Origin of the sequence: Nocardia neocaledoniensis (assembly GCF_029868625.1) — a bacterium.
Taxonomy (GTDB): Bacteria; Actinomycetota; Actinomycetes; order Mycobacteriales; family Mycobacteriaceae; genus Nocardia; species Nocardia neocaledoniensis_A.
This window is the reverse complement of sequence record NZ_JARWOJ010000178.1, coordinates 26386-52889: the sequence shown is the minus strand read 5'-3', so window position 1 is coordinate 52889 and position 26504 is coordinate 26386. Positions and strand designations below refer to the sequence as shown.

Below are 26504 nucleotides of genomic sequence, written 5' to 3'. Positions count from 1 at the left end.
AACCCCCCGCCGGCCGGCCCCCCCCCGCGGGGGGGGGGGGGGCGGCCCCCCCCCCCCCCCCCCCCCCCCCCCCCCGCGCCCCGCTATGATGGTCGCTGCCCTCCGGGGCCGCACCCACCCGCCTCCTTAGCTCAGTGGTAGAGCACCGCTCTTGTAAAGCGAAGGTCGTCAGTTCAATCCTGACAGGGGGCTCAGCTTCCGAAGCCTCCGAACCGCTCGTGGTTCGGAGGCTTCGGGCGTTTCATCGTGGGCTCATGGGGTGTGGACCCGTTCAGGATCGCCGATCGGCGCCTATGAGGTCGTCGGCAGCACCTGCCTATCCCGTCGGCGGGCCCTTCGGCTTCGGTTTCGGCCCGTGTTCGGCGAGCCACCGGGTGATCCCAGGGAGGCGTCCGGGCGCGATGATGCCGAGGATCACCAGGGCGAAGGGGAAACCGAAGAGGACGGTGGGGATCAGGTACAGCAGATCCGCCGCGGCCCACAGCGGACTGTGGAAGGCGTAGGAGTTGGCGCCGATGTCGATCAAGCGCGGTCGGGCCGTCACTGTTTCGCCCGTCGTCACGCCGTACAGGCGAATTGTGCTGTTGTCGGCGATGACACGGCCTTCGCCCGGGTCGCCGCGGCCGATGCTGAGGTTCGCGGACCCCTCGGTGACGACCACCTGCACGGGCTCTCCGTAACCGAGCCAATAGGCGAGGACATTGATCGGCTGGCTGACGAAGAACAATGTCGCGGAACCCAGACACAAGACCAGAGCAGCGAGCAGCAGATAGACCGGAAACGGTGTCCGCTTCGGTTCAGTGGTGTTCGACACGATCCCCCCGTGTTGTGCGACTACTTTGTCTACCAAGCGTTTTCGCGAGCCGGGTCGACCGCCTGGTCGATGAGCCGGTGCAGTTCGGCGGCGAGCCGGGTCGCGGTGACCGGGAAGGCTTCGACGCGTTCGCCCTCGCGGAACAGGTAGCGGCCGTCGTCGATGTAGTCGACGATCTGCAGGCGGGTGCCGCCTTCCTTCCAGCCGTCCAGAGCGGGACCGAGGTCGACGCGGAATTCGGCGTAGGTGCGGAAGGGCCGCTTCAGGAAGCGGGTGGCCAGCTCGCCGGGAGTGCGGCGGGCGCCGGGTCCCTGTGGTTCGGTGAGTTCGTCGCGGTGGACATTGAAGCCCTGGTGCTTGCCCGGCGGAATCGACGGCAGGACCGCGATCAGGCGCTGGGCGACGACCTTCGCCGGTCGCAGATAGATCAGGATGTTCCCGCCCTGGCCGTAGTCGGCACCGGGGATCTGCGCGGCGACGACACCGTTGCCGGACTCGGTGGCCGCGCAGGCACGGACCATGCGGGTGCGGCCGTCGAAGCGGTGACCGAACAGTTCCAGGCGCAGCTCGGGATGGGCCAGCGCGTGCAGGGCGTGGTAGAGCGCTTCGTCGGAGCCGATCTTGGCGATCAGCGAATCCGCGGCGCGGCGGCACTCCTGATCGAACTCGTCCTGGGTCTCGACGCCCGAGGTGAAGGTGAGCGGCCACGGCATCCGGTCGCGGCCGAGTGTTTCCCAGGCGACCCAGAATTCGAACGGGGTCAGTTCCCAGGCGTCGGTCATTCGTCGCCGCCGATCACCGGCGGTACGTGCGGGCGGTCGGGGCCGAGCAGCTCCTCGTGGACGCCGCGCAGGTAGTCGGGGGCCTTGTGCTCGTCCTCGTCGTCCTTGCCGCCGCGCGCACCGGGTGCCATCCCGCCCATGCCGCCCATTCCGGCACGGCCCGCCGCCGTGCTGCCCGGTGTGCCCGGGGTGCCGGCGCGCTGTGGATTCTGGGCACCGCCGCCCGGTACGGCGGTACCCGCGCCGGGTGCGCTCGGGCTGCCGGGGCCACCGCCGCCGCCCGGTGCACCACCGCCGGGGGAACCGGCCCCCGAGGTGCCGGTCGGTGTGGTGGCGGCGGGGGAGGTGTTGCCGGGGTCGGTCGCGGCGGGCGAGGTGTCCGGGTTCTCGGTCGTGCCGGGGTCGGTCGCGGTCGTGTCGTCGCCCGTGGTGTCGTCCGGGGTGGACGTCGTCGGTTCAGTGGGTGTGGTGGCCGGCGTCGTGTCGCCCGGGTCGCTCGCCGGGGCGTTCGTACCGCCGGTGGTGCCGTCGGTCGAGCCGTCACCGTTGGGGCGATACGACGTGCCGTCGTCGGTCGGCCGGCCGGACTGCGGTTTGGTCGGTGCCGGAACCTTCGGGACCTGGGTGTCGGATTGCAGCGCGACCGGCCGGTAGACGGTGTTCATCACCTCGCGCGCCGCGGCCTGGGCGGCTTCGGCACGCGCGGTGCTCGCGCTGTCCATCATCAGCCCCGACATCGGCGACAAGATCTGCACGATGACGCCCATCTTCGTATCGGACTGACTCTCCGACTCGTGCGGCACCGAATACTTCACCTGCTGGAACCCGGACCTGGCCTCGGCCATCTTGTTGGCGATGAGCCGCGCCGCCTGATCCACCCGGTGGATATCGGCGAGGTACTGCCTGGTGCTGGCCAGGGCCTGGGTCGCCGCGCTACCGGCCCACCCGCGCTCCATCTCCTTCTGGATGTTGTCGTGGAACGTGGTGGCCTTGGCGGTGGTGTCGTCGGCGAGCTGGGTCCAGCCCTGGATGCTCGTGCTCATCTGGGTGATGTCGATCGAGTCGACGAACTGCATGATCCGCGAATGCGGCATGTCCTGGAAGCTCTCCATCACGCCGCCGAGCCGCTGCGGATCGTATTCGCCGGTGAACCCGGCGGCCAGGGCGCTGTTGGCGGCGTAGAGATCGGCGCGTTCCCGGTTGCCGTCGGCCTGCGCGGTGAGCTCCGAGTCGGTGGCGCTCACGTCGGAATCGAACAGCTCACCGACGCGGCCTGCCAGCGTCGGGATCGTGGTCCGCGGATTCGCGAGATCCGAAAGGAACTCTCCGAGCGACATGTCTCCCCCTGAGGTCAGTCGAGCGTGGTCGTCTGCTGCTTGATGGCCAGTTGCGTCGCTTCGTCGCAGTTCTTGTACGCCGCACCGGCTTTGCGGTACATGTCGGCCATGTGGGTGAGGACTTCGATGTGCTTGGTCGCGGCGTCGAGGTACGACCCGGAGCCTTCGCCGCCCTCGGCTAAGTTAGCGAACTTCTTGGCGAGCTCTTTGGCAGAGGCGAGGTCGCCGAAAGAGTCGGCGTCGACCATCCTCCTGGTACGCAAAGAGAGTCCACGCAGGTCCGCGATGTAGTCGTCACACCATTTGGCGCACCGTTCGGCAGCATCGGCTTCGATGATCAGGTGACCTGACGCTGCCTCGCCGGCCAATGTCTGAAATTCTCTCGCCAGAACGTTCTCGGCCATCGCTGATCCTTCCTCGGCTCGAGGGTGTGGGCGGCTATCGGGGGATGTACGGGATGAAGTGCGGCGCCGCGTTGTTCGCCAACGAGCACGGATCTGTGGGTGACTTGCTGTCGACGAACTTGCTCGCGTTGATCAATGCCCGGCCCTGGCCGGTCTCGATGGCGAGTTCGCACTCGACCGGAGTCTGCTCCGTGCCGATATAGAACTGCAGGGCCTTCCGGTCGCCGACGGTTACCTCTTTGAAGTCGTGGTATCGATCGTTCGCGCGAATCTCATCCATTGTGTACACCGTCGACATGAAGGAGACGAAGTGTCCGTCGGCCGCCCAGGCACATCCCTTCCATTCGGCGCGCGGCACGGAGAACAGGTTGTCGTCCTTCGACGCCGGATCAAGCCCAGCCGCAGTCAGCGCCCCATCCGGAACCGTGCACGGATCGAACAACTGCTCCTTGGTCAACGGCGTCCCGCTGACCTCGGGCTGCCCGCTGACCTCCTCGGAGCACCCGGCGAGCACCAGCACAGCGCAGGCCCCGGCGGCCAACCCGATCAGTCGCATCGTCTCTCTCCCTCGTCGCGCAACCCACTCGATAGTCTTTGACGCACCACCGATCGCTTCGGTTCCCCTGCACCTCAGATGCGCTGTCAAGGGCCGACCTCGGCGCCCGGCACGCAGACGCCGACCTACCTGCAGGGCTGAAAGACAGTCTGGCCCCCAAACATCGCCAGTCTTTCACGCCGGATGCCCAATCGCATCGGTGGCAGGTGGCAGGCAGGTCCGGTAGCGTCCCGCGCCATGAGCACTCCTGGGGGGAGCGACGGTCAGTCGTTGGCGATCGTGCCTGACGAGGTCCGCGCAGTTGGTCGATACGTGTACGGGATCGCGGATGCGCTCCGGACGGCATTGGATTCGGCGAGTCGTGAGGTCGAGACTCTACTCGGCGATGGCTGGACCGGCGATCTGGCGGATGAGTTCGGCGCGGGCTGGAGTGAGACGAACAGCGGTGGAAACCAGATCTTCCTCGCGTTGACCGAGATGGCCGAGAAGCTGGGAGTCACCGCCGACACCTACCAGAATCAAGACACCACGATCTCTTACGCCTTGAATATGGCCGGCCTCGATCTACCGGAGCTGTGATGGGCACGGAGTTCTCGGTCGATATGGATCGTCTCGACCAGATCGTGGCACGGTTGGCCGGACTGGCAGGATACGTGGCCGATCATCTCGACGATATCGATGATCATGTCGCGAAACTGAAAGGCACCGCTTGGGAAGGTGTTGCAGCAGACGCATACCAGATCGCGCACCAGCAATGGGTTACCGCGGCCCGAGAATTCGCTGAGGGTATTCGGGACATGAGCACTGCTGCGAAAAACGCGCATGGTCGCTATACCACTGCGGCGGAAACCAATAAGCGCATGTTACAGGGCGGATAGCCCGGGTGGCCTGGAATATCGACTCCGGCATGTACTACGACGCCGGGAAAAAGTGCCATCTTCTCGCCGACGACATCAGTCTGGCCCTGGGTCCGTTGAACGCCGCCCTGCAGAACGAGTGCGGTGGAATGGCTGGCGATCATGAAAAGTGTTCGTCGTGGATCACGGCATACGACCGGCACGCGGCCGACATCGTTACCCTCACAGCCACTTTGGCGAACGCGCTTCGTCGATACGGCGACGTGCTGGAAGCAAACGGATACAACTGGTGGCACTCCAACCGCGCGAAAGCCAGCGGTAGCGAACCTGCTCGGCCGACGGCCTCCGAGCCGCTGTACGACTCGGGGATGGCACTTCCGGTCACCTCGAAGGGTGACAACGGTGCGGGTCTGGACGAAGGCGCTGTCGTAGGCCTGCTCGAGAAGGTCGGAAAGATTCCCAACGGTGATGCCACCAAGCTCGCCGCGGCCAGGGACGCGTGGAAGAGGTTCGCTGAAAGCGAATACATCGCTGGTGCGGAAAGTCGGATCAAGGGTGTCGGTGCGAAGTTCGAGGGCAGCACCGACCCCAACATCATCGATATCGACGAGAAGCTCAACACGCTCGAACAGGCGGCGAAGCTGGTCGCCGAGGCCGCGAAGGGCATGGTGACACCTGTCTCGGACCACCATGCCGCGCTCACCGACATGCGTTCGGAGATTCAATCCGCAGTAGCCCAGGCAGGGGTCGAGATCGCGGCCGCCATCGGCATCACCATTGCCGTCGTCGCGGTCACCGCAGTGTTCACCGCGGGCCTCGCCTCCGGGGGAGCGGCGGCTGGAGGAGCGGTCATCACCGTCGAGATCGTCGAGGGGACCGCCTTGATCATCAAGAACACGGTGACCGCCAGCCGCCTTCTCGTCATCTTCGGCGCCGTTGTCGTTGCCGGTGCTGCCACGGGCGGATTCACTGGCATCCCGGACCTAGCCAACGCCGGCATCAGCGCCGCAGTGTCGGCGATCGCAGGAATGGGCGTTTACATCGCCGCCAACGATTCGGATGAGGCAGGAACCTCTGGTGGTGGATCAGAATCGACACCGACGGATCGCATCAAGGAACACCTAACCGATCGTGACCTCGACGCCGCGCGTCGGGAGCTGAACGGGGAGGTGGTTGCTCGTAAACCGGACGGCACACCATGGGACCATGTTCAGGAAGTCCGGGACGCACAGCAAGGGCTTGCCAACCGGATTGATCAGATAAATCGCCGACTTGGATGGCCCGGGCTGGATGCAGCCGAACGGGCGGCCCTCGAGCGGGAGTTGTCGGAGGCGAGCAAACTGCTGGATCACTCCGAGCAGTTCGTCCCCCGGAATTAGTTATCGGATAGGGAAGGCGTTATGGCAGGCGAGACCGCGAAGCAGACGATTGAGCAGGTCGACGGCCCGTGGCCGGAACCGGACGGCAGCGCAACACGGCTGACCCGAACAGTACATCGGCTGCGTAAAGTTCCCATCGAAAACCTGACCACGGAGGACCTGCGGGTACTTGTGACACAAAGGACTTCACTTGAAATTTTAATCCCTCGCGTTCTAGAGGAGCTCATGCGAAACCCCCTGGCGTCGGGCGATTTTTATCCAGGCGACCTACTGGTCGCCACTTTGCGGATCGCGCACACCGATCTCGAAGGCGATGTGCGGGACAAACTGCGGGTGGTTGTCAGCCGGATACCGCCGAGCGAAACCGAGCCAGTTCCTCCGGAGATATGGGAGCTTGCTGCCAGGCTGTGAGGTGGGAAAATCGTTACCGTAAACAAAAATCAATGCACGTGCCGCTGTGGCACGCCTCGGCGCTGCGCCTGGATTTCGCGACCATCCGGACGACTTTGTCATTCAGCGTTGCTCGGTAGATGTTGATTATTGGACGGGCGGGTTCGACGTGGTGTAACTGTCGGCCTGCTGGTCATGGCCCGAGCCCAGACGGAGCGGAACTCGGAGCCGGTGACCTCGTCGAGCCGCAGGGGGATTCGACGTCGCGAACGAAGCTCAGTCGGGGACGTTGGCGCCGAAGCCGAGGTCGCGCAGGGCCGCCTTGATCTTGGACTGGGCCTCGTCGAGGGATTCGGGGGAGGGGTCGGTGTCGGCGCCGGAGATGTCGAAGTCGCCCATGGTGTAGGCGGGGAAGACGTGGGTGTGCAGGTGGGGGACCTCGAGGCCGGCGATGAGCAGGCCGGCGCGCGGGGCGTCGAAGGCGATGCGGACGGCCTGGCCGATCTTCTGGGCGAGGCCGGTCATCCTGGCCATCACGGCGGGGTCGATGTCCTGCCACTGGTCGAGCTCGGCGCGCGGCACGATGAGGGTGTGGCCCTGGGTGACGGGGGCGATGGTGAGGAAGGCGACGAATTCGTCGTCGGTCCAGACGAAGCGGCCGGGGAGCTGTCCTGCGATGATCGCGCTGAAGACGGATGCCATAGCCGCGAGCCTAACTAGATCCCGACGAAATGCGACAGGATGCCCTGCACCTCGTAGATGTCGACCTGCCGGTTGAAACGCTGCTTGACCGGCTCGTTGCCGCTGCCGATCCAGATGTAGAGCTCGGCGTCGAGGTCGAAGGTGCCCGCGGTCTCGACGGCGAAATGGGTGATCGACCGGTACGGGATGCTGTGATAACTCACCTTGCGCCCGGTGACGCCCTGCTTGTCGACCAGGATCAGGCGCCGATTGGTGAACAGCATCGCGTCGCGCACCAGGATGAACGCCGAATACACCTGCTCACCCTGCCCGAACAGCTTGGCGTACTCCTGCTGGGCGGCGGCCGGGTCGATGCGACCCGCGTTGCCCATCATCCCGTCGAGCAGACCCATGACGTTCTCCCCTCGCCTGTTCCCGGCGTGCGTATCGTCGCGCCGACCCCATTGTCCCCCAAGCGAACCCGTCCCGGGTGGCGTGCGCGAGTGAATTCCCGGTGCGGGGTGGGGGCCGGGAACGACGGTCACCGCCGCCGGATATCGCGACTCGATGGCAGGCCGGGGCGTGCGAACCGCGCGCGAAGAGCGCGACTAATCTGTGACCCGTGCGCGTACTCGTCATCGGTTCCGGAGCCCGTGAACATGCCCTCGTCCTGGCGCTGCGCCGGGATCCGTCGGTGACGGCGGTGATCGCGGCCCCCGGCAATCCCGGCATCGGGCAGCAGGCCGAACTACGCCAGGTCGACCCCTGCTCGGCCGAGGCCGTCGTCGCGCTCGCGACCGACGTGGCCGCCGACCTCGTGGTGATCGGGCCCGAGGTGCCGCTGGTGCTCGGCATCGCCGACGCCGTGCGCGCGGCCGGCTTCCCCGTGTTCGGCCCGTCCGCCGACGCGGCCAGGATCGAGGGGTCCAAGGCGTTCGCCAAGGACGTGATGGCGGCGGCGGGTGTGCGGACCGCGCACAGCGAGATCGTCGACAACCCGGCCGACCTGGACGCGGCGCTCGATCGCTTCGGCCCGACCTGGGTGGTCAAGGACGACGGCCTGGCCGCAGGCAAGGGCGTGGTGGTGACCGCCGATCGGCGCGCGGCCCGCGACCACGGCGCCGAGCTGCTCGAACAGGGTCATCCGGTGCTGCTGGAATCGTTCCTGGACGGGCCCGAGGTGTCGCTGTTCTGTCTGGTCGACGGGGAGACCGTCGTCCCGCTGCTGCCCGCGCAGGACCACAAGCGCGTCGGCGACGGCGATTCCGGGCCCAACACCGGCGGCATGGGCGCCTACACCCCGCTGCCGTGGCTGCCCGCCGAGACGCTGACCGAGATCGTCGAGGACGTGGTGAAGCCCGTCGCGGCCGAGCTGGTGCGCCGGGGCAGCGCGTTCTCCGGCCTGCTGTACGCGGGGCTCGCGGTCGGCTCGAACGGGCCCGCCGTCGTCGAATTCAATTGCCGCTTCGGTGATCCCGAGACCCAGGCCGTGCTCGCGCTGCTCGACAGCCCCTTCGCCGAACTGCTGCACGCCACCGCCACCGGCCGCCTGGCCGAGGTCGAGGCGCCGCGCTGGAAGGACGGCGCCGCGATCACGGTCGTCCTGGCCGCCGAGAACTACCCGGCCCGGCCGCGCACCGGCGACGTGATCACCGGCGCCGAGGACAGCCTCGACGGCGACACCCTCGTCCTGCACGCGGGCACCGGCCAGCGCGAGGACAAGGCCCTGGTCTCCGCGGGCGGCCGTGTCCTCAATGTCGTCGGCGTCGGCGCGGACCTCGCCCAGGCCAGGGAACGCGCCTACGCCCGCCTGGCCCAGATCAAGCTGCCCGGCAGCCACTTCCGCACCGACATCGGCGCCACCGAGGTCGTCATCCCGGAACGGGCGGTCGCGGCCGAGTAGGTCCGGCGGTCAGGTCAGGCTGAGGCCGTGCAGGGCCAGCCAGGCCTGCGGGTCGACGTGCTGGCCGTTCTGCACGATCTCGAAGTGCAGGTGGGGGCCGGTGGAGTCGCCGCGGTTGCCGATGCGGGCGATCTGCATGCCGGCGGGGACGCGTTCGCCCTGGGAGACGAAGAAGTCGTACATGTGGCCGTAGATGCTGATGGTGCCGTCGTCGTGGCGGATGCGAACCCACAGGCCGAAGCCCTGGGCCGGGCCCGCCTCGACGACGGTGCCGTCGGCGACGGCGTAGATGGGGCTGCCGATGGGGGCGGCGATGTCGATGCCGCGGTGCATGGTGCCCCAGCGGGAGCCGAAGCCCGAGGTGAACGCGCCCTTCGCGGGCAGGCTGAAACCGCCGCCCGAGGGGGTCGAGCCCGGCACCAGCACGCCGGGGACCACGGGGGCGCGCTGGCCCATCCAGTCCTGCCATTCGCCGGAGGCGGCGGCCGCGGCCTCGGCCTTGGCGCGTTCCAGCGTCGCGCGGGCCGCGGCGGCGACCACGGCGGCCTCGCGCCGTTTCTCACCGGCGGCGATGGCGGCGAGCAGGCGGCTCGACGACTGCGGATTCGGAAGTAGCTGCGGGGTGTAGGCGATCGCGACGTGCTGTGCCTCGCCCAGCGTCACCGGGCGATCACTCGGCACGTCGGCGCGCTGGGCGTCGGCGGCGACGAACACCGCCACCACCGCGACCCCGGCGATCAGCACCCGCCGTTCCAGCAGAACCCGCCGCACGCGTTCCCGGCTCGGCCGCCGCTCCCACAGCGTCTCGGTCAGCGCCTTGGGCCGCACCCAGAAGACCTTGCGCAGCTCGCCACCACGCAATTCGCCCACGATCTCGCCGACCACCGGATGCGCCGCGACCCACCCCCGCGTCCGCTCACGCACACCGATCGCCGGGCGTAGCTGCGCACGCCAATCCGCTTGCAGGATATGCCCATTGGCGGTGAACACCCGGCGCCGCGGACCTTTGTGCGCCGCAGCACCGTCTGCAGCCCCGTCGCCGGCTGAGTCGTCGGTCGTGGTTGTGTCGCGGGCCGAGCTGTCGGCCGTGGTCGTGTCGTCGGCCGAGCTGTCGGCCGTCGTGTCGATCTCGGTGTGGGCTGCCGTGTCGTGCGTGGCGCCCGCGTTCGCAGCCGACCCCGCTTCGGCGCGGTGCGCGACGACAGGTGCGGTGTTGGCCGTGGTGGGCGTATCCGAGGTCGGCGCCCGGTCGACGTTCACGTCGGATTCCACAGCGGCGCCGTGCCGGGGCTCGGTCGGCGCCGCGGCATCGGTGCCGGAAGACGTGTCGTCGGCCGCCGTGGTGTCGACCGTCGATGACGCGCGCCGTCGCGCTCGCGCCGTCTTCACCCACTCCATGCTGCCCCCGCGTACCTGCCCCGACGCGGCCTCGCCTGCTGCGTCGGTGGCTGCGTATTCGCTGTCGGAGCCATTGTGCCGACCATATCGGTGAACGCCCGCATCCGGGTGCTCTACCGTTTTCGGGGTGTCCAGACAATCGCGCCGGTCGACCATTCCCCCCTTCTACGTGATGGACGTGTGGAAGGCGGCGGCCGAGCGGGCCAGAACGCACGGTGACGTGCTCGTCCTCGCCGCGGGCCAGCCCTCCACGCAGGCGCCGGCCCCGGTGCTGCGCGCGACCAGGGCCGCGATCGACCACGAGCTGCTCGGCTACACCGAGACCTTCGGCATCCTGCCCCTGCGCGAGGCGATCGCGGGCCATCACAGCGAGACCTACGGCTACGACGTGCACCCGGACGAGGTCGTGGTGACCACCGGCTCCTCCGGCGCGTTCACCCTGATCTTCCTCGCGGCCTTCGACGCGGGCGACACGGTCGTGGTGGCCCGGCCCGGCTACCCGGCCTACCGCAACACGTTGACGGCGCTCGGCTGCACGGTCGTGGAACTCGACTGCGGCCCGCAGACCCGCTTCCAGCCGACCGTCGCCATGCTCGAGGCGCTGCCCGAACCGCCCGCCGGTCTGGTGGTGGCGAGCCCGGCGAACCCGACCGGCACCATGATCGACCCGGCCGAGCTGGCCGCGCTGGCCCGCTGGTGCGAGGCGCACGGCACGCTGCTGATCTCCGACGAGATCTATCACGGCATCACCTTCGGCGACTCGACCCCGACCGCCTCGGCCTGGGAGTTCTCCCGCAGCGCGGTGGTGATCGGCTCGGTGTCGAAGTACTTCTCGATGACCGGCTGGCGGCTGGGCTGGATGCTCGCGCCGGCCGATCTGCGGCCCGCGCTGCAGCGGCTGGCCTCGAACATGACGGTGTGCCCGCCCGCCATCTCCCAGTACGCGGCGGTGCACGCCTTCGGGCCGGAAGCCAAGGATGAGCTGGACGGGCACGTGCGCCGCTACGCGCGCAACCGGGCGCTGTTGCTGGAGGGGCTGCCGAGCATCGGGATCACCGACCTCGCGCCCGCCGACGGCGCCTTCTACGCCTACGCCGATATCGGTCACTTGACCAATGACTCGCTGGCCTGGTGCGAGCGCGTGCTCGCCGAGACCGGCGTCGCGCTGGCGCCCGGTCTCGACTTCGACACCGTGCACGGCATTCGCACGATTCGCTTCTCCTTCGCAGGCGCCACCGACGACATCGCCGCAGCACTGGACCGGTTGGGACGCTTCCTGAAGGACTGACCAGTCTGGACTCAACAGTGATGTGCGACAACAACTTTGCCTAGTACGAACACATCTTTGCCGGGATGCGGTAAAACTCAGGTATCCCTATTTCCCGCGTTTCCCCGATGACGATTGCGCACGGTTGAACTGATGATGACTGGCACGATGGCACGGTGACCACCGCGACGACCCCGAAAGGCGAACGACGTCGCCAGGCCCTGGTGGCGGCGGCGGCTGAACTGTTGCTCGAAGGTGGCTTCGACGCGGTGCGACATCGCTCGGTGGCGTCGCGAGCCGATCTTCCGCTCGCCTCGACCACCTACTACTTCGAATCCCTGGAAGATCTGATCGCCCGCGCCGTGGAGTTCAGCGGCGCGATCGAACTCGACGCCATGCGCCGCCGGGTCGGTGAGGTCAGCCACCGTCGCCGCGGCTCCGAGGCGACGGTCGACCTCGTCCTCGACCTGCTGGTCGGCCCCGACGACGGCGATCTCGACGCCAGGGGTCAGCTGATCGCGCGCTACGAGCGCTCCGTGGCCTCCGCTCGGCACCCCGAGTTACGCGAGGTCCAGCTCCGACTACGCACCCAGCTCGAAGACCTGCTCGCCGACGTGCTGCGCCGCTCCGATCGAGTGGTGCGCCCCGAGCAGTTGCGCCGTCTGGTCGCCGTCGTCGACGGCGCTGTCGTGGCCGCGCTGATCGAGGGTCATCCCGAACCGCGCCGCCCCGCACGGGCCGGTCTGCTGGAGATGATCGACATCGTCGCCCCGCCCGTCGTGCCGAACATGATGCCCCAGCAGCTGGAACGCGCGCGGCAATTAGACTGAGCGTTCGTGAGCCTTGTCCCGAACGTCCTCGCCACTCGATACGCCAGCCCGGAGCTCGTCGCGCTCTGGTCGCCCGAGAACAAGATCGTGCTCGAGCGCCGGCTGTGGCTCGAGGTGCTGCGGGCGCAGGCCGCGCTCGGCATCGACGTCCCCGCCGGGGTGATCGAGGACTACGAGCGGGTGATCGCCCACGTGGACCTGGCCTCGATCGCCGAACGCGAGCGGGTCACCCGCCACGACGTGAAGGCGCGGATCGAGGAGTTCAACGCGCTGGCCGGGCACGAGCACGTGCACAAGGGCATGACCAGCCGCGACCTCACCGAGAACGTGGAGCAGCTGCAGATCCGGCTCTCGCTCGAGCACGTCTACGACCACGGCGTGGCCACCGCGGCCCGGCTGGCCGAGCGGGCCGCCGAGTACCAGGCGCTGGTGATGGCAGGCCGCTCGCACAATGTCGCCGCGCAGGCCACCACGCTGGGCAAGCGCTTCGCCTCCGCCGCTGACGAGGTGCTCGTCGCCCTCGCCCGCCTGCGCGATCTGATCGACCGCTACCCGCTGCGCGGCATCAAGGGCCCGATGGGCACCGCCCAGGACATGCTCGACCTGCTCGACGGTGACGCGGGCAAGCTGGCCGCGCTCGAACAGCAGGTGGCCACCCACCTCGGCTTCGCGAACGTGTTCACCAGCGTCGGCCAGGTGTACCCGCGCTCGCTCGATCACGACGTGTTGTCGGCGCTGGTGCAGCTGGGTGCAGGCCCGTCCTCGTTCGCGCACACGATCCGGCTGATGGCGGGCCACGAGCTGGTCACCGAGGGCTTCCAGCCCGGCCAGGTCGGTTCGTCGGCGATGCCGCACAAGATGAACACCCGCTCCTGCGAGCGCGTCAACGGGCTGCAGGTCGTGCTGCGCGGCTACGGCTCGATGGCGGCCGAGCTCGCGGGCGCGCAGTGGAACGAGGGTGACGTGTTCTGCTCGGTGGTGCGCCGCGTCGCGCTGCCCGACGCCTTCTTCGCCATCGACGGCCAGACCGAGACGTTCCTGACCGTGCTCGCCGAGTTCGGCGCCTACCCGGCCGTGGTCGCGCGCGAGCTCGACCGGTACCTGCCGTTCCTGGCCACCACGCGCATCCTGATGGCCGCGGTGCGCGCCGGGGTGGGTCGCGAGACCGCGCACGAGGTCATCAAGGAGCACGCCGTCGCGGTGGCGCTGGCCATGCGCGAGCAGGGCCGCGAGCCGGATCTGCTGGACCGTCTCGCCGCCGACGACCGCATGCCGCTCGACCGCGCCGCGCTCGACGCCGCGCTGGCGGACAAGTCGGCGTTCATCGGCGCCGCCTCGGATCAGGTGTCCGAAGTGATCGCGCAGGTGCAGAAGCTGGTCGAGGCCAACCCGGAAGCCGCGCGCTACAGCCCGTCGCCGATCCTCTGAGTCCCGATGCCGCGTCCGGGTATTCGCACCAGGGCGCGGCGTCTGGCGGGCATTTTAGGATGGGGTGTGAACCCCTACACGATCTTCAGTGACATCGTCGCGGGCCGGGCGCCGGCCTCCAAGGTCTACGAGGACGACGACTGCCTGGCCTTCATGGACATCCGTCCCGTGACGCCGGGGCATGTGCTCGTGGTGCCCAAGGTGGCCGCGCCGAGCCTGGCCGATCTCGATCCCGCGCTCGGCGGCAAGCTGTTCCAGGTGGGGCAGCGGATCGCCGCCGCGCTGCGCGCCAGCGAGGTGGCCGCCGACGGGGTGAATTTCTTCCTCGCCGACGGGGTGACGGCAGGCCAGGAAGTGTTCCATGTGCATCTGCACGTGATCCCGCGGACACCGGGCGACGGTTTCGGGCTGCGCGCTCGTCCGACCTCGCCGCCGCGCGCCGACCTCGATTACCTCGCCGGGTCCATTCGCGGCGCCCTCACGCGCTGACTTCCGGGCGAACCGGTCATCTCGTACCGGAGGGTTTGCTGGCGAAACGCCCAAAACGCCGAATGCTTTCTGATCGTTCACCCGTGGGTTACTTTGGACTGTCATTGGCATGCGGTTATGGAGGGTGGGACTGTGCGTCGTACAGGTGTTGCTGCTTCAGTGCTGGCATTCGCCATCGCCTTGCTCGGCCCCGCGATCGTGCACCCCGCCCCCGCGGCGGCGGCCCAGATCGTCGGGATGAACAACCTCAGCTCCACCCGGACGGCCATCACCGTCACCTCGCCCGCCATGGGCCGCAATATCGACCTGCAGGTGCTGCACCCGGCCGGCGGCGGTTCGCGCTCGACCTACTACCTGCTCGACGGCCTCGACCCCGGCATCGGCCAGAGCACCTGGACCAACGCGACCGACGCCGAAGCCTTCTTCCGCGGCAAGAACGTCAATGTGGTGATGCCGCTGGGCGGCCAGGCCAGCTACTACACCGACTGGATCGCCGACGACCCGCGCTTCGGCCGGTACAAGTGGGAAACCTTCCTCACTCAGGAGCTGCCGGGCCTGATCGACGCCGAGTTCGACGGCAACGGCGTCAACGGCATCGGCGGGCTGTCGATGGGCGGAAACGCGGCCTACATCCTGGCCGCCAGGCACCCGGGCCTCTACCGCGCCGTCGCCGGGTACAGCGCGTGCCCGGACAGTGCGATGGCGGCGGGCGCGATCATGTTCTCCATCGCCAACCGGGGCGGCAATCCGGGCAATATGTGGGGCGCGCCGGGCAGTCCCGAATGGACCGCGCACGACCCGGCCCTGATGGCCGATCGGCTGCGCGGCAAGGCGCTGTACATGTCGACCGGCACCGGCATCCCCGGCCCGCACGAGGCCGAGCTCAAGCCGCAGCTGGCGGAGAACATCTTCCTGGGCGGTCCGATCGAGCTCGGCGTCAACACCTGCATGGTGGCCTTCGAGCAGCGGCTGCGCGCCGTCGGCATCCCGGCGAAGATCGACTGGCATCCGGTCGGCACCCATTCGTGGTCCTACTGGGAAGACGCGCTGCACGCCTCCTGGCCGACCATCGGTCCGGCACTCGGCGCCTGACAGTTCTTCGACGACCCGGCCCCTTCGCGAGCCGGGTCGTCGCGCGTTATCGGGTGGATCGGCGGCGCAATACCGCGCCCGCGCCTACACCGACGATCGACAGCCCGACGATGATCAGCACGTACCCCGCCGGGAAGCCCAGGATTTCGACGTACTCCGTGCGCTCGACCCGGTCGCGCACGATCGTGTCGTCCGGCGCGGCGCCGAGCGTGAAGTCGCTGGTGATGGCCGACGGCTGGGTGATCCGCACGGAGAGCTGGGTGAGGTAGTTCTTCCCCGCGGCCAGCGACACCAGGTCAGGATCGGTGAGTTCGCCCACGGGCGAAGCGAATTCGGTGAACGTGGACTGCGCCGCGGCGTCCGGGTCGGTGCGCGTGACGCGGTGGTCGCTGAAGACGTACAGCCGCACCGACTGCGGCTTGGTCGCGGCGGCGGACATGCGCATCGGATAGATCAGCCGATCCGTGTCGAAGGTGAGACGGACCGGATCGAGCGCGCCCGAGAGGGGAGCCGCGCTGGTCAGGCGCATGGCCACGAACGACCAGCCCTCGCGCAGATAGGGCTCCAGGGTCGCGCTGACCTCCGGCCGCAGCTGATAGCCGTTGGCGTCCAACCACTCCCTGACCCCGGTCAGATCGCCACCGCGCAGGGTCGTCGCCTCCAGCGGTCCGAGCTGCACCCGTCCGAGGACCTCCGGGCCGGAGCCCGGCGCGGCGCCCGAGGTCTCGCCGGTGTCGCTGCCGAACCAGCGACGGTCGGTGACCACCTCCGGTGCGGTCAGCCGGGACAGCTCGGCGAACGCGGCGGAACTGCCCGCCGTGACGGTCGCCGGTGTCGGCGTCGGCATGATCAGGGCCGCGTCGGCACCCTCGAAGCGCATGTCCAGGCGCATCAGCACCGACTCGCGGCGCCCGTCCCAGCCGAGCACCGCGGTCTCGCCGTCGACCTGCGCCGAGTCGCCCCGGCCGACGACGCCGCCGCAGGCGCACGCCGTCGCCGGTGTCAGCGCCGCGGCACCCGTCGCCAGCACCACCCCGGCGGTCACCACGAGTGCTCGAACACTGTCACACATCCCCATGGCAGCAGGTTACGTCCTCCCGGCGCTCCGGCAATCCGTAGAAATACCCACCCGCCCAACGACTCCGGACGCCACCGATCGATGCCAGAGCTCGTCCGCGACAGCACGCCGGTGACACCTCGACGCTGAGCTTCGGCCGCCACCGCCCGGCGCCACGCCACCGACGTCGAGTCACTCCGAGCCTGCGGGGTCGATCAGGTGATGAGTCAGGACGTTGCCGAGGCGTCGGTGTCGGCGCGGCGTCGACTCACGACGACCCCGACCAGGGCGGAAGCGGCGAGGCCGATGCCGACGAACACCCAGCCGCGCGGCACTCCGAAGAGCTCGACGTTCTCGACGAGGGTGACGGTCTGGCGGAACGATTCATCGCTCGCTGCTCGGACGAAGGTGGCATCGGACGTGATCGTCGACGGCGCGGCGACGGTGGTGGTGAGGACCGTCAGGTAGTCGTGGCCGCGCTGGATCGGTTCGTTCAGCAGCGCCCGGTCGGTCGGCGCGAGGCGTCCGGCGAACTCGATGTCGACGTTGTGCTGATGGGCATCGGCATCCGCCCGTGCGAGTCGATGCTCGGCCAACACGTACATCTTGGTCGCCATCGGTCCAGGGGCGCCACGGTCGGCCCGCATCGGGTAGATCAGCCGATCGGTGTCGAAGCGGAGCAGGAACGGTTCCGTCGAGACGTGCCCGTCCGGGTTCTCGAAGGTCATGCCGCCGTACTCGATCGCGCCGAGCTGGACGGCGGTGAACGACCAGCCGTCCCGCCGGTACTGCTCGAGCGTCTCGAGCGTCGTGGCGTCGACGGTGATGTCACGGGCGGCGAGCCAGGCGTCGACCGCGGCGAGCGAGCCGGACGTGTGCGGCGGGCCGGGTGGCGACATCCCGCCGAAGACACTGATGAACTGCTGGGCCTGCGGCGGTTCGGCGGTGGTGAACCAGTGCCGTTCCACGACGACTTCGGGGGCGGTGAGATCGGCCAGCTCGCCGAAGAAACCGGTGCCGACGGGTGTCGTGATCGCCGGGCTCGGCGTCGGAACGATCACCGCGACCTGCTCGGATTCCGCCTGGATCGACGGGTCGATGATCAGGGTCTCGGTCCGTCCGTCCCAGGTCAGGAACACATTCGTGAACGCGGCAGACGGCGGCGGCGTACCGGCGTGGCCGAGCGGAACGGCGGCCGAGGCCACCGGTGTACTCGCCCACAGCGCCGCGACGGCGAGGCCGAGGCGGAGGGCGATGATCGTGCGCATCGACCCAATCTAGTGAACGGCGCAGTTCGTGGCGTGGCCGAGTTGGCGGGCCGGTGACCACGGCTACGGCTACGGTGGAGCGCATGGCTGGCGAGAATGTGACGGTGTCGGCGCCGAGCGCGAAGAAGGTGCCCACCGAGCGGGTGCACCACGGCGATACGTTCGTCGACGAGTACGAGTGGCTACGGGACAAGGAGAACCCCGAGGTCATCGCGTACCTGGAGGCCGAGAACGCGTACACCGAGGCGCGGACGGGCCAGCTGCAGCCGCTGCGGGACAAGATCTTCGACGAGATCAAGGCGCGCACCCAGGAGACCGACCTGTCGGTGCCGACGCGGCTGGGCGAGTACTGGTACTACTCGCGCAGCTTCGAGGGCAAGCAATACGGGGTGCACTGCCGCTGTCCGATCGACGCGACCGCCGAAGGCATCGATGCCTGGACCCCGCCGCAGCTCGAGGTCGACACGGTGATCGAGGGCGAACAGGTGCTGCTCGACAGCAACGTCCTCGCCGAGGGCCTCGACTTCTTCGCGCTGGGCGCCTTCTCGCTGAGCCACGACGGCAATCTGCTGGCCTACTCTGTCGACAGCACCGGCGACGAGCGCTACACGTTGCGCATCAAGGACCTGCGCACCGGTGAGCTGCTGCCCGACGAGGTGGCGGGCGCGGCGCCCGGCGCGACCTGGTCGCTGGACGGGACGCACATCTTCTATCAGACCGTCGACGAGTCCTGGCGGCCCGACACCGTGTGGCGGCACCGCGTCGGCACCGCGTCCGACGCCGACGTCACGGTGTTCCACGAGCCCGACGAGCGCTACTGGGTGAGCGTGGGCGCCACCCGCTCCGAGAAGTATCTGATGATCTGGCTCGGCTCCAAGATCACCACCGAGGGCTGGGTGCTCGAGTCCGACAACCCCGAGGGCGAGTTCCGGGTGTTGCTCGCGCGCCGCGAGGGCGTCGAGTACTCGGCCGAGCACGCGGTGATCGGCGGCGAGGACCGCTTCCTGATCCTGCACAACGACGTGGTCGACGGGGTGAAGGCGGAGAACTTCGTCCTGGCCGAGGCGCCCGCCGACGACCCGTCGGACATGACCATCCTGGTCGGACACCGCGAGGATGTGCGGCTCGAGGACATCGACGCCTTCGCCAACCACCTGGTGCTCAGCTACCGGCGCGACGCGCTGCCCCGGCTGTCGGTGTGGCCGCTCACCGCCGACGGGTACGGCGAGCTCACCGAGCTCGATTTCGGGCTCGAATTGTTCTCCGCCGGTGCGGGTTCCAGCCCGGAGTGGGAGCAGCCGACGCTGCGGGTCGGGGTCACCTCGTTCATCACCCCGATGCAGGTGTTCGACTATGTGCCGACCACTGGTGAACTGCTGCTGCGCAAGGAGCAGCCCGTTCTCGGTGGTTACGAGCCGAAAGACTATGAACAGCACCGTGATTGGGCGGTGGCTGCCGACGGCACCCGGATTCCGATCTCGATCATCAAGCGCCGCGATCTTCCCGCCGACGGCCCGAAGGCCACGCTGCTCTACGGCTACGGCTCCTACGAGGCGAGCATCGACCCGTCCTTCTCGGTGTCGCGGCTCTCGCTGCTCGATCGCGGGATGGTGTTCGCGGTGGCGCACGTGCGCGGCGGCGGCGAGATGGGCAGGCTCTGGTACGAGCACGGCAAGACGCTGAGCAAGAAGAACACCTTCACCGACTTCGTCTCCTGCGCACAGCATCTCATCGACTCCGGCGTGACCGCCGCGGACCGGCTGATCGCCGACGGTGGCAGTGCGGGCGGTCTGCTGGTCGGCGCGGTGGCCAACCTGGCGCCGGAGCTGTTCGCCGGCGTCCTGGCCAATGTGCCGTTCGTCGACCCACTCACCTCGATCCTCGACCCGTCGCTCCCGCTGACCGTGATCGAGTGGGACGAGTGGGGAAACCCGTTGGCGGACAAGGACGTCTACGAGTACATGAAGTCCTACTCGCCGTACGAGAATGTCGAGGCCAAGGACTATCCCGCCATCCTGGCCATCACCAGCCTCAACGACACCCGCGTGCTCTACGTGGAACCGGCCAAGTGGGTCGCCAAGCTGCGCGACACCAAGACCGGCGACAGCGAACTGCTGCTGAAGACGGAGATGAGCGCAGGTCACGGCGGTGTCAGCGGCCGTTACGAGAAGTGGAAGGAAGTCGCCTTCGAGTACGCCTGGGTCCTCGACAAGGTCGGTCTGTCCGGCGTCTAGAGGCGTGCGGTGATGTTCGTCGGGGCGTCATCGGTGCAGCACGCGGGTGTCACCTGGGGCTGACACCGTTGGTCCATGAACGCTGAGCTGATCGTTTCCGTGTCGGGGATCCGGGACACCACCCGCGACGCCGCGATCGAGTTCGCGGCCGAGATGGACCAGCGGGAGGTGCGGCTGTCGCTGCTGGTCGCGCCCCGGCTGAAGGGCAAGTACCGGCTGGTCGACGATCCGGCGACGCAGTCGTGGCTGCGTGGCAGGCGCCACGAGGGCGACGCGATCGTGCTGCACGGGTACGACCAGGCCGCGACCAAGCGCAGGCGGGCCGAGTTCGCGAGCCTGCCGCGGCACGAGGCCACGCTGCGGCTCAAGGCGGCCGACCGTGTGATGGAGCAGGTGGAGCTGCGCACCCGGCTGTTCGCGGCGCCGCGCTGGGACGCCTCGGCAGGCGCGCTGGCGGCCCTGCCCGACGTGGGTTTCCGGCTCGCGCTCGGCCTGACCACCATCACCGACCTCGAACGCGCCACGACGAGCAAGGCCAGGGTGTACGGGATCGGCGAGGGTTTCCGCGCCGAACCGTGGTGGTGTCGGGCCCTGGTGATGGGCGCCGCCCGCACGGCCCGCCGGGGCGGCATCCTGCGCCTGGCGATCTCGGCCGCGCAGCTGCAGCGCTCGGGCCCGCGCCAGGCGATGCTCGACGCCGTCGACCTCGCGCTCTACCACGGCGCGCGCAGCGACGTGTACCGCTGGGAACCGTTCACCGCGGCCAAGGCTGCCTGACCGCCACCGCCGCGCGCATCGGCGATTACGCGCGCGGCGGTGGCCCTTGTTCCGGCACCTCCGGCCTGGCGTCGTGGGTGAACCCGCCCGCTTCCGCTCTGGTCAGCGGGGTGCGCCGGGGGTTGTCCGAGAGCTGGCGCAGGCCGCGCCGGATGTCGGCGAGCAGCAACTGGACCATGTCGACGGTGAAGCCGTGCCGGAACACCGCCCGCATGATGGTCTCGTCCTGCCGATCGGCGGGCAGCGGATAGGCGGCGATGAGCCAGCCACGGACCCGCAGCCGATCGGACAGGTCGTAGAGGTTGTAGTCGGCGCCGTCGGCCAGCCGCCACGCCACCGCCGTGATGCCCCGCTCGGGCTCGCCGGCGTGGATCAGCTCGAACGGTCCCAGCGCGCGCAGCCCCTCGGCGAAATGCCGGGCGACCAGATAGATCGCGGACTGCACGCGGGTGTAGCCGGCGCGGCCGAGCCGGATGAAGTCGTAGTACTGGGTGATCACCTGGCCACCGGGCCGGGAGAAGTTGAGGTTGAAGGTCGGCATGTGGCCGCCGAGGTAGTCGACGTCGAAGACCAGTTCCCTCGGCAGGTCGGCGGCCTCGCGCCACACCACCCAGCCGACACCGAGCGGCGCGAGCCCGGTCTTGTGACCGGAGGCGTTGATCGACTTCACTCGCGGTAACCGGAAGTCCCACACCAGATCCGGGGCCGTGAACGGTCCGAGGAAGCCGCCGCTGGCCGCGTCGACGTGGATCGGGATGTCCGGTCCGCCGTTCGCGTGGAGTCGGTCGAGGGCCGCGCTGATCGCGGCGACTTCCTCGAACAAACCGGTGAATGTCTGGCCGAAGGTCGGCACCACCGCGATGGTGTTCGCGTCGCAGTAGGTCGCCAGGTCGTCGGGATGCAGGGTGTAGCGGTCGCCGCGCAGGGGCACCTGCCGCAGCTCGACATCGAAGTAGCGGGCGAACTTCTCCCAGCACACCTGGACCGGGCCGCTCACCAGGTTCGGGGTGCCGGTCCCGCCGCGCGCCCGCCAGCGGAACTTGGCCGCCAGCCCGCCGAGGATCGCGGCCTCGCTGGAACCGGTGGTGGACGTGCCGAGGGTGGTCGCCGGGTCGGGCGCGTGCCACAGGTCGGCGAGCATCCGGACGCAGCGGTGCTCGAGCTCGGCGGTCTGGGGGTATTCGTCCTTGTCGACGATGTTCTTGTCCAGCGACTCCGCCATCAGCCTGCGGGCGGGTTCGTCGATCCAGGTGGTGCAGAAGGTGGCCAGGTTCATGCGGGCGACGCCGTCGAGCAACAGTTCGTCGTGGACGATCTCGTAGGCGACCTCGGGGAAGAGCTCGTAGGCGGGAAAGCCGCCGTGCGGTGCGGGGCGGGTGAAACCGGGAAGGCTGAAAAGGTCGTGGGGATCCGGATTCTCGGCCATGGGGGCTCCAGTCAGGGGGTGCACTGCCAGGTGTTAGCTCCAACGGAATTCTGCAACGATTTCGCGCGAAAGTGCTCGATTCGAGCGTATCTGGAGGATGCTCGGCGGTTACTATGCGTGAGCAGTTGATCAAGGGTTTCCGCTAGTTGTGCATTCACAGCAGGAGGCAGCGTTGATGACGGGCACCGCGACGAAAGCCGCGACGACGACGAAGTATCTGTCCTGGGTCACATTGGCGCTGATGACCACGAGTTCGGTGGCCAGCCTCCGCTCGGCCCCCACCATGGCCGTCTACGGATTGGCCTGTGTCTTCCTGTATGTGATCCCCGCGATTCTCTTCCTGCTCCCGACCTCGCTGGTCGCGGCGGAATTGGCGTCGGGCTGGGAGGGCGGCGTCTACAAATGGGTGGGCGACGGGCTGAACAAGCCGCTCGGCTTTCTCGCCGTCTGGTGCCAGTTCGCCATGACGATCTTCTACTACCCGAGCCTGCTCGCCTATGTCGCGAGCACTTTCGCCTACATCATTCATCCGTCGCTGGCGTCCAACGGTCTGTATGTGGCGATCGTGATCATCACCGTCTATTGGGCGGGCGTGTACGTGTCCTCGCAGGGCACCAAGACGGTGGCGGGCCTGTCGAGTATGGGCCTGGTGATCGGCACGCTGATCCCGGGAACGGTACTCGTGGTGCTCGGCCTTGTGTTCCTCGCGCAGGGCAATCCGTCTGCGGCGCCGATGGATTCGAGTCACCTGCTGCCCGCGTGGACGGGCCTGGCCAGCCTGGTGCTGATCGTCAACAACTTCCTGTCCTACGCGGGCATGGAGATGAACGCGGTGCACGTGTCGTCGCTGAGGAATCCGGCCAAGGAATTCCCGAAGGCGATGTTCCTGGCCATGGGGCTGGTGCTGGTGATCTTCATTCTGCCCGCGCTGGCGATCAGCTGGGTCGTCCCCTCGGCGAGCCTGAGTCTCACCGCGGGCGTGATGCAGGCCTTCGACGGATTCTTCAGCCATTTCGGGGTCGGTTTCCTGACGCCGATCGTCGGCATCGCGCTGGTGGCGGCCGCGCTCGGTGGCATGCTCACCTGGCTGGCCGGGCCGTCGAAGGGCCTGTTGCTGATCGGGCGCAGCGAGGGCTATCTGCCGCCGATCCTGACCCGGCTCAACAAACACGGCGTGCAGCAGAACATGCTGGTGGCCCAGGGCATTTTCACCACCCTGATCGCGCTGCTGTACGCGTTCATCCCGAATGTCTCCAGCGCGTACTGGATTCTGTCGGTGATCACCACGCAGGTGTATCTGATCATGTATGTGCTGATGTTCGCGGCGGCGGCGAAACTACGCAGAGACGATCCCGATCATCCCCGTGGTTATCGCGCGCCCGCGTTGCTGGCGCTGTGCGCGCTCGGCGCCGCGTCCTCGATCGCCGCGTTCGCCATCGGTTTCGTGCCACCCTCACAATTCGGCGCGGGCAGTCCGTGGGTGTATGTGCTCATCGTCGGCGGCGGCATGGGCATCGTCGGCCTGCTCATTCCGTATCTGTTCTACCGAAATCGCAGGGACAGCTGGAAATTCGCCGTTCCGGAAGGGGAGAAGGCATGACGACCGGAGACGCCCCCGAACAGAAGCGCCGCTGGATCTACCTCACGGCCGCGGTCTTGCTCGTGGTCTTCGCGTTGACCGGGCTGTTCACCTTCACCGCGATTCGGGAGAACACCCAGGCGGACACCAAAGCCCGACAGCTACACGACAATCTGCTCGCCGCCGGGCTTCCCGCGCCGGAGCCCGAGGTGATCGCGACCGCGCTCGGTGACGACGGCGGCTCGGTGTGCCAGGACCCGAGTTCGCCGCTGATCAAGGCGAAATACCAGGCCTCGCTGAGCAACGGCGCGTCCGGACCCGGCCAGCGCCCGGTGATCGGGCCGCGCGACACCGCCGAGGCGGTCGGTCTCACGATCGCGGTCTACTGCCCGGATCGACTGCGGGACTACCTTTCTCATCTGGACACCCTGAAGCTGGACGATACGACGAAGTGAGGCGGGATCGATGACCGAAGCCCCCGATGTGGACGCGCTGCGCGGCGAGATCGCCGGCCTGATGGGCCGGGCGAAAACCGATCTGGCCGAGCTCGTTTCGCTGAAATCCGTCGCCGATCCGCGCCAGTTCCCCGCCGAAGGGTGCGAGCGGACCGCGCAGTGGGTCGCCGACGCGTTCAGCGCGGCCGGGCTCACCGAGGTGGGCCTGCACGAGACGCCCGACGGGAGCAAGGCGGTCATCGGGCACAAGCCGGGCCCGCCAGGAACCCCGACGGTCCTGCTGTACTGCCACTACGACGTGCAGCCGCCGCTCGACGACGCCGCCTGGCAGACGCCGGTCTGGACGCTCACCGAGAAGGACGGGCGCTGGTACGGGCGCGGCGCGGCCGACTGCAAGGGCAATATCGTCACCCACCTGACGGCGCTGCGCGCGATCGGACCGGACTTCCCGATCGGCATCAAGGTGGTGTCGGAGGGCTCGGAGGAGCAGGGCACCGGCGGGCTGGAGAAATTCGTCGTCGCCAACCCCGAGTTGCTCAGCGCCGATGTCATCCTGGTCGCCGACTGCGGCAACTTCGCGGTCGGCGTGCCCACTTTCACTCAGACCCTGCGCGGCAACGTGAATGTCGTTGTCACCCTCGAGACGATGCGGGGGCCGATGCACTCCGGCATGTTCGGCGGGCCGGCGCCGGACGCGCTGGCGGCGATGATCCAGCTGCTGGCCTCGCTGCGGGACAAGGACGGCAACACCACCATCGACGGTCTCACCGACGATCAGCAGTGGACCGGCGTGCAGTACCCCGTCGAGGACTTCCGCGCCGACGCGGGCGTGCTCGACGGAGTCGACCTGCTCGGCAGCGGCACCGTCTCCGACATGGTGTGGGCGCGGCCCGCGCTGACCGTCCTCGGCATGGACGTGCCCGCGGTCGTCGGATCGTCGGCGGCGATCCAGCCGACCAGCCGGGCCAGGCTCAACCTGCGGATTCCGCCGGGCACCGAGCCCAAGCAGGCATACGACCTGCTGGAGAAGCACCTGCGCGCGCACGTGCCGTGGAACGCGCGTCTCGACATCGAGGTCGAGGCGCTCGGCGAGCCGTTCGTCGCGTCCGAGCACGGGCCTGCCAGGTCGGCGCTCGAGCAGGCGATGGCGACCTCGTACGGGCGCGCGGTGACCACCGAGGGCCAGGGCGGCTCGATCCCGCTGTGCAATGTCTTCGCCGACACCTATCCGCAGGCGGAGATCATGCTGATCGGCGTGGAGGAGCCGAAGTGCCTGATCCACGCGCCCAACGAGAGTGTCGACCCGAGCGAGATCGAACACATGGCGCTGGCCGAGGCGCTGTTCCTGAGCAGCTACCGCTGACTCAGAACTGCGCCTGGTCCTCCGGCTGGATCACCCGGAACTCGGTTCCGGCCGGAGCCATCTCGGTCAACCTGCCGAAATAGACGCCGTGGGCCGCCGGATCGATGACACCGTGGTGGATGGGAACGGCGGTGCGGGGATTGACCGCGCGCAGGTAGTCGACGGCGTCCCAGATGCGCATCCACGGCGCGGCGGCCGGGATGGCCAGGACGCCGACCGGCACCGGCGGCACCCACAGCGAGTCGCCCGGGTGTACGAGCTGGGCCGGGTCCGCCGCGGTGCCGAGCTGGAAGACGGTGTTGTCGATCACCGGGATGTCGGGGTGGATCACCGCGTGCCTGCCGCCGCCACCGGTGATCTGCAGCTCGCCGAGCTCGAGCACCTGACCGGCCGAGACCGGCTCCCAGCCCTCGGCGCGCTGCTGCGCGGTCTGCGGGTCCGAGAGCAGGCGCGCCGTCGGATTGGCCTCGATCAGGGCCTCGATCCGGTTCGGGTCGATGTGGTCGGGATGCTGATGGGTCACCGCGATCGCGTCCAGCCCGGTGATGCCCTCGAAGCCGTGCGCGAAGGTGCCCGGATCGAACAGCACTTTCGTGCCGTGCAGTTCCACGAGGATGCAGGAATGACCGAAGTGGGCGATGCGCATGTACCCGATGCTAAGCCGCCGCGACCCCGGAAGGCGGGCGCGACGGCCGGGTCAACTAGGATTTCTCCGTAACCCCCACACCACATGAGGAG

27 protein-coding genes and 1 tRNA gene are annotated in these 26504 nt (G+C 68.4%); 16 read left to right on the top strand and 12 right to left on the bottom strand.

Translation table 11 applies throughout. The features are described 5' to 3' along the window. Positions 1-120 precede the first annotated feature (120 nt). Positions 121-192: transfer RNA gene (locus QH270_RS13040), tRNA-Thr, on the top strand. 124 nt (positions 193-316) lie between these two features. On the opposite strand, the gene QH270_RS13035 is transcribed toward QH270_RS13040, so the two are convergent. From QH270_RS13035 to QH270_RS13015, 5 genes are read right to left on the bottom strand one after another with little or no spacing between them, the layout of a single operon-like run. Beyond that, positions 317-814 (bottom strand): hypothetical protein, encoded by a 498-nt coding sequence (locus QH270_RS13035; protein ID WP_280341411.1) that lies wholly within the window; start codon positions 812-814, stop codon positions 317-319. Positions 815-843: 29 nt separating this feature from the next. Continuing rightward, the gene (locus QH270_RS13030; RefSeq protein WP_280341409.1) at positions 844-1596 is read right to left on the bottom strand and encodes an ESX secretion-associated protein EspG; all 753 of its coding nucleotides are present in this window, start codon (positions 1594-1596) and stop codon (positions 844-846) included. Next, on the bottom strand, positions 1593-2933 hold the full coding sequence (locus tag QH270_RS13025) for a PPE domain-containing protein (protein ID WP_280341408.1): 1341 nt from the start codon (positions 2931-2933) through the stop codon (positions 1593-1595). Before QH270_RS13025 ends, QH270_RS13030 begins: the two co-directional genes overlap by 4 nt. 14 nt (positions 2934-2947) lie before the next feature. After that, the gene (locus QH270_RS13020; protein ID WP_280341406.1) at positions 2948-3337 is read right to left on the bottom strand and encodes a hypothetical protein; all 390 of its coding nucleotides are present in this window, start codon (positions 3335-3337) and stop codon (positions 2948-2950) included. 34 nt (positions 3338-3371) lie between these two features. Then, the gene (locus tag QH270_RS13015; RefSeq protein ID WP_280341404.1) at positions 3372-3893 is read right to left on the bottom strand and encodes a DUF3558 domain-containing protein; all 522 of its coding nucleotides are present in this window, start codon (positions 3891-3893) and stop codon (positions 3372-3374) included. 237 nt (positions 3894-4130) lie between these two features. On the opposite strand from QH270_RS13015, the gene QH270_RS13010 reads away from it, so the two are divergent. From QH270_RS13010 to QH270_RS12995, 4 genes are read left to right on the top strand one after another with little or no spacing between them, the layout of a single operon-like run. Beyond that, positions 4131-4472: a WXG100 family type VII secretion target gene (locus QH270_RS13010; protein WP_280341400.1), complete on the top strand. Its 342-nt coding sequence runs from the start codon at positions 4131-4133 to the stop codon at positions 4470-4472. Further along, the gene (locus QH270_RS13005; RefSeq protein ID WP_280341398.1) at positions 4472-4771 is read left to right on the top strand and encodes a WXG100 family type VII secretion target; all 300 of its coding nucleotides are present in this window, start codon (positions 4472-4474) and stop codon (positions 4769-4771) included. The genes QH270_RS13010 and QH270_RS13005 overlap by 1 nt, the downstream gene beginning before the upstream one ends. Positions 4772-4776: 5 nt before the next feature. Further along, positions 4777-6129, top strand: coding sequence for a polymorphic toxin type 28 domain-containing protein (locus QH270_RS13000; protein ID WP_280341396.1), 1353 nt, complete (start codon positions 4777-4779; stop codon positions 6127-6129). A gap of 21 nt (positions 6130-6150) precedes the next feature. Next, positions 6151-6540 (top strand): contact-dependent growth inhibition system immunity protein, encoded by a 390-nt coding sequence (locus QH270_RS12995; RefSeq protein ID WP_280341393.1) that lies wholly within the window; start codon positions 6151-6153, stop codon positions 6538-6540. 255 nt (positions 6541-6795) lie between these two features. Here the strand turns inward: QH270_RS12995 and QH270_RS12990 are convergent, their stop codons facing one another. Both QH270_RS12990 and QH270_RS12985 read right to left on the bottom strand, forming a co-directional pair. After that, the gene (locus QH270_RS12990) at positions 6796-7221 is read right to left on the bottom strand and encodes an HIT family protein (RefSeq protein WP_280341391.1); all 426 of its coding nucleotides are present in this window, start codon (positions 7219-7221) and stop codon (positions 6796-6798) included. Positions 7222-7235: 14 nt separating this feature from the next. After that, positions 7236-7613 (bottom strand): PH domain-containing protein, encoded by a 378-nt coding sequence (locus tag QH270_RS12985; RefSeq protein ID WP_110037428.1) that lies wholly within the window; start codon positions 7611-7613, stop codon positions 7236-7238. A gap of 209 nt (positions 7614-7822) precedes the next feature. On the opposite strand from QH270_RS12985, the gene purD reads away from it, so the two are divergent. After that, entirely contained in the window at positions 7823-9103 is a 1281-nt protein-coding gene (gene purD, locus QH270_RS12980; RefSeq protein WP_280341389.1) for a phosphoribosylamine--glycine ligase, read from the top strand. 9 nt (positions 9104-9112) lie between these two features. Here the strand turns inward: purD and QH270_RS12975 are convergent, their stop codons facing one another. Continuing rightward, positions 9113-10492 carry a peptidoglycan DD-metalloendopeptidase family protein gene (locus QH270_RS12975; RefSeq protein WP_432420352.1) on the bottom strand — a complete coding sequence of 460 codons (1380 nt, stop codon included), beginning with the start codon at positions 10490-10492 and terminating at the stop codon, positions 9113-9115. Between the two features lie 181 nt (positions 10493-10673). On the opposite strand from QH270_RS12975, the gene QH270_RS12970 reads away from it, so the two are divergent. The 5 genes from QH270_RS12970 to QH270_RS12950 all read left to right on the top strand — a co-directional run bounded on the left by QH270_RS12970 (position 10674) and on the right by QH270_RS12950 (position 15607). Then, positions 10674-11789 (top strand): pyridoxal phosphate-dependent aminotransferase, encoded by a 1116-nt coding sequence (locus QH270_RS12970; protein ID WP_432420355.1) that lies wholly within the window; start codon positions 10674-10676, stop codon positions 11787-11789. Positions 11790-11944: 155 nt separating this feature from the next. Continuing rightward, a complete protein-coding gene (locus tag QH270_RS12965; protein WP_280341384.1) occupies positions 11945-12598 on the top strand; it encodes a TetR/AcrR family transcriptional regulator in 654 nt (217 codons plus the stop codon). 6 nt (positions 12599-12604) lie between these two features. Then, the gene (purB, locus tag QH270_RS12960) at positions 12605-14026 is read left to right on the top strand and encodes an adenylosuccinate lyase (RefSeq protein WP_232996371.1); all 1422 of its coding nucleotides are present in this window, start codon (positions 12605-12607) and stop codon (positions 14024-14026) included. A 66-nt stretch (positions 14027-14092) separates the two neighbouring features. Next, positions 14093-14515 carry an HIT family protein gene (locus QH270_RS12955; protein ID WP_110037422.1) on the top strand — a complete coding sequence of 141 codons (423 nt, stop codon included), beginning with the start codon at positions 14093-14095 and terminating at the stop codon, positions 14513-14515. Between the two features lie 159 nt (positions 14516-14674). Continuing rightward, positions 14675-15607 (top strand): alpha/beta hydrolase, encoded by a 933-nt coding sequence (locus QH270_RS12950; protein WP_280341380.1) that lies wholly within the window; start codon positions 14675-14677, stop codon positions 15605-15607. Between the two features lie 46 nt (positions 15608-15653). On the opposite strand, the gene QH270_RS12945 is transcribed toward QH270_RS12950, so the two are convergent. Continuing rightward, a complete protein-coding gene (locus QH270_RS12945) occupies positions 15654-16685 on the bottom strand; it encodes a DUF2330 domain-containing protein (protein ID WP_280341378.1) in 1032 nt (343 codons plus the stop codon). A gap of 206 nt (positions 16686-16891) precedes the next feature. Next, positions 16892-17932, bottom strand: coding sequence for a DUF2330 domain-containing protein (locus QH270_RS12940; protein ID WP_280341376.1), 1041 nt, complete (start codon positions 17930-17932; stop codon positions 16892-16894). A gap of 83 nt (positions 17933-18015) precedes the next feature. Here QH270_RS12940 and QH270_RS12935 point away from each other — a divergent pair, with 83 nt between their 5' ends. Further along, complete coding sequence (locus QH270_RS12935; RefSeq protein ID WP_280341374.1) at positions 18016-20166, top strand: S9 family peptidase; 2151 nt, start codon at positions 18016-18018, stop codon at positions 20164-20166. Positions 20167-20241: 75 nt separating this feature from the next. After that, positions 20242-20943, top strand: coding sequence for a DUF2334 domain-containing protein (locus tag QH270_RS12930; RefSeq protein WP_280341372.1), 702 nt, complete (start codon positions 20242-20244; stop codon positions 20941-20943). A gap of 25 nt (positions 20944-20968) precedes the next feature. Here QH270_RS12930 and QH270_RS12925 read toward each other — a convergent pair whose 3' ends face one another. Then, entirely contained in the window at positions 20969-22369 is a 1401-nt protein-coding gene (locus QH270_RS12925) for a glutamate decarboxylase (RefSeq protein WP_280341370.1), read from the bottom strand. Positions 22370-22544: 175 nt separating this feature from the next. Here QH270_RS12925 and QH270_RS12920 point away from each other — a divergent pair, with 175 nt between their 5' ends. Genes QH270_RS12920 through QH270_RS12910 form a run of 3 tightly spaced genes read left to right on the top strand, consistent with a single transcriptional unit; the run spans position 22545 to position 25766 of the window. Beyond that, positions 22545-23969 (top strand): APC family permease, encoded by a 1425-nt coding sequence (locus tag QH270_RS12920; protein ID WP_280341367.1) that lies wholly within the window; start codon positions 22545-22547, stop codon positions 23967-23969. Next, the gene (locus tag QH270_RS12915) at positions 23966-24403 is read left to right on the top strand and encodes a hypothetical protein (RefSeq protein WP_280341366.1); all 438 of its coding nucleotides are present in this window, start codon (positions 23966-23968) and stop codon (positions 24401-24403) included. Before QH270_RS12920 ends, QH270_RS12915 begins: the two co-directional genes overlap by 4 nt. Positions 24404-24413: 10 nt before the next feature. Further along, positions 24414-25766 carry a dipeptidase gene (locus QH270_RS12910; RefSeq protein WP_280341362.1) on the top strand — a complete coding sequence of 451 codons (1353 nt, stop codon included), beginning with the start codon at positions 24414-24416 and terminating at the stop codon, positions 25764-25766. A gap of 1 nt (position 25767) precedes the next feature. Here QH270_RS12910 and QH270_RS12905 read toward each other — a convergent pair whose 3' ends face one another. Next, entirely contained in the window at positions 25768-26412 is a 645-nt protein-coding gene (locus QH270_RS12905; protein ID WP_280341359.1) for an MBL fold metallo-hydrolase, read from the bottom strand. Positions 26413-26504: the final 92 nt, after the last annotated feature.

Excerpts from the sequence above, each read along its gene's own strand:
- QH270_RS12945 (WP_280341378.1), bottom strand. The coding sequence starts at position 16,685 with ATGGGGATGTGTGACAGTGTTCGAGCACTCGTGGTGACCGCCGGGGTG.
- QH270_RS13015 (WP_280341404.1), bottom strand. The coding sequence starts at position 3,893 with ATGCGACTGATCGGGTTGGCCGCCGGGGCCTGCGCTGTGCTGGTGCTC.
- QH270_RS12935 (WP_280341374.1), top strand. The coding sequence starts at position 18,016 with ATGGCTGGCGAGAATGTGACGGTGTCGGCGCCGAGCGCGAAGAAGGTG.
- QH270_RS13030 (WP_280341409.1), bottom strand. The coding sequence starts at position 1,596 with ATGACCGACGCCTGGGAACTGACCCCGTTCGAATTCTGGGTCGCCTGG.
- QH270_RS12930 (WP_280341372.1), top strand. The coding sequence starts at position 20,242 with ATGAACGCTGAGCTGATCGTTTCCGTGTCGGGGATCCGGGACACCACC.
- QH270_RS12990 (WP_280341391.1), bottom strand. The coding sequence starts at position 7,221 with ATGGCATCCGTCTTCAGCGCGATCATCGCAGGACAGCTCCCCGGCCGC.
- QH270_RS13005 (WP_280341398.1), top strand. The coding sequence starts at position 4,472 with ATGGGCACGGAGTTCTCGGTCGATATGGATCGTCTCGACCAGATCGTG.
- QH270_RS13025 (WP_280341408.1), bottom strand. The coding sequence starts at position 2,933 with ATGTCGCTCGGAGAGTTCCTTTCGGATCTCGCGAATCCGCGGACCACG.
- QH270_RS12985 (WP_110037428.1), bottom strand. The coding sequence starts at position 7,613 with ATGGGTCTGCTCGACGGGATGATGGGCAACGCGGGTCGCATCGACCCG.
- QH270_RS13020 (WP_280341406.1), bottom strand. The coding sequence starts at position 3,337 with ATGGCCGAGAACGTTCTGGCGAGAGAATTTCAGACATTGGCCGGCGAG.
- QH270_RS12940 (WP_280341376.1), bottom strand. The coding sequence starts at position 17,932 with ATGCGCACGATCATCGCCCTCCGCCTCGGCCTCGCCGTCGCGGCGCTG.
- QH270_RS13010 (WP_280341400.1), top strand. The coding sequence starts at position 4,131 with ATGAGCACTCCTGGGGGGAGCGACGGTCAGTCGTTGGCGATCGTGCCT.
- QH270_RS12970 (WP_432420355.1), top strand. The coding sequence starts at position 10,674 with ATGGACGTGTGGAAGGCGGCGGCCGAGCGGGCCAGAACGCACGGTGAC.
- QH270_RS12905 (WP_280341359.1), bottom strand. The coding sequence starts at position 26,412 with ATGCGCATCGCCCACTTCGGTCATTCCTGCATCCTCGTGGAACTGCAC.
- QH270_RS12925 (WP_280341370.1), bottom strand. The coding sequence starts at position 22,369 with ATGGCCGAGAATCCGGATCCCCACGACCTTTTCAGCCTTCCCGGTTTC.
- QH270_RS12910 (WP_280341362.1), top strand. The coding sequence starts at position 24,414 with ATGACCGAAGCCCCCGATGTGGACGCGCTGCGCGGCGAGATCGCCGGC.
- QH270_RS12915 (WP_280341366.1), top strand. The coding sequence starts at position 23,966 with ATGACGACCGGAGACGCCCCCGAACAGAAGCGCCGCTGGATCTACCTC.
- QH270_RS12995 (WP_280341393.1), top strand. The coding sequence starts at position 6,151 with ATGGCAGGCGAGACCGCGAAGCAGACGATTGAGCAGGTCGACGGCCCG.
- QH270_RS12920 (WP_280341367.1), top strand. The coding sequence starts at position 22,545 with ATGACGGGCACCGCGACGAAAGCCGCGACGACGACGAAGTATCTGTCC.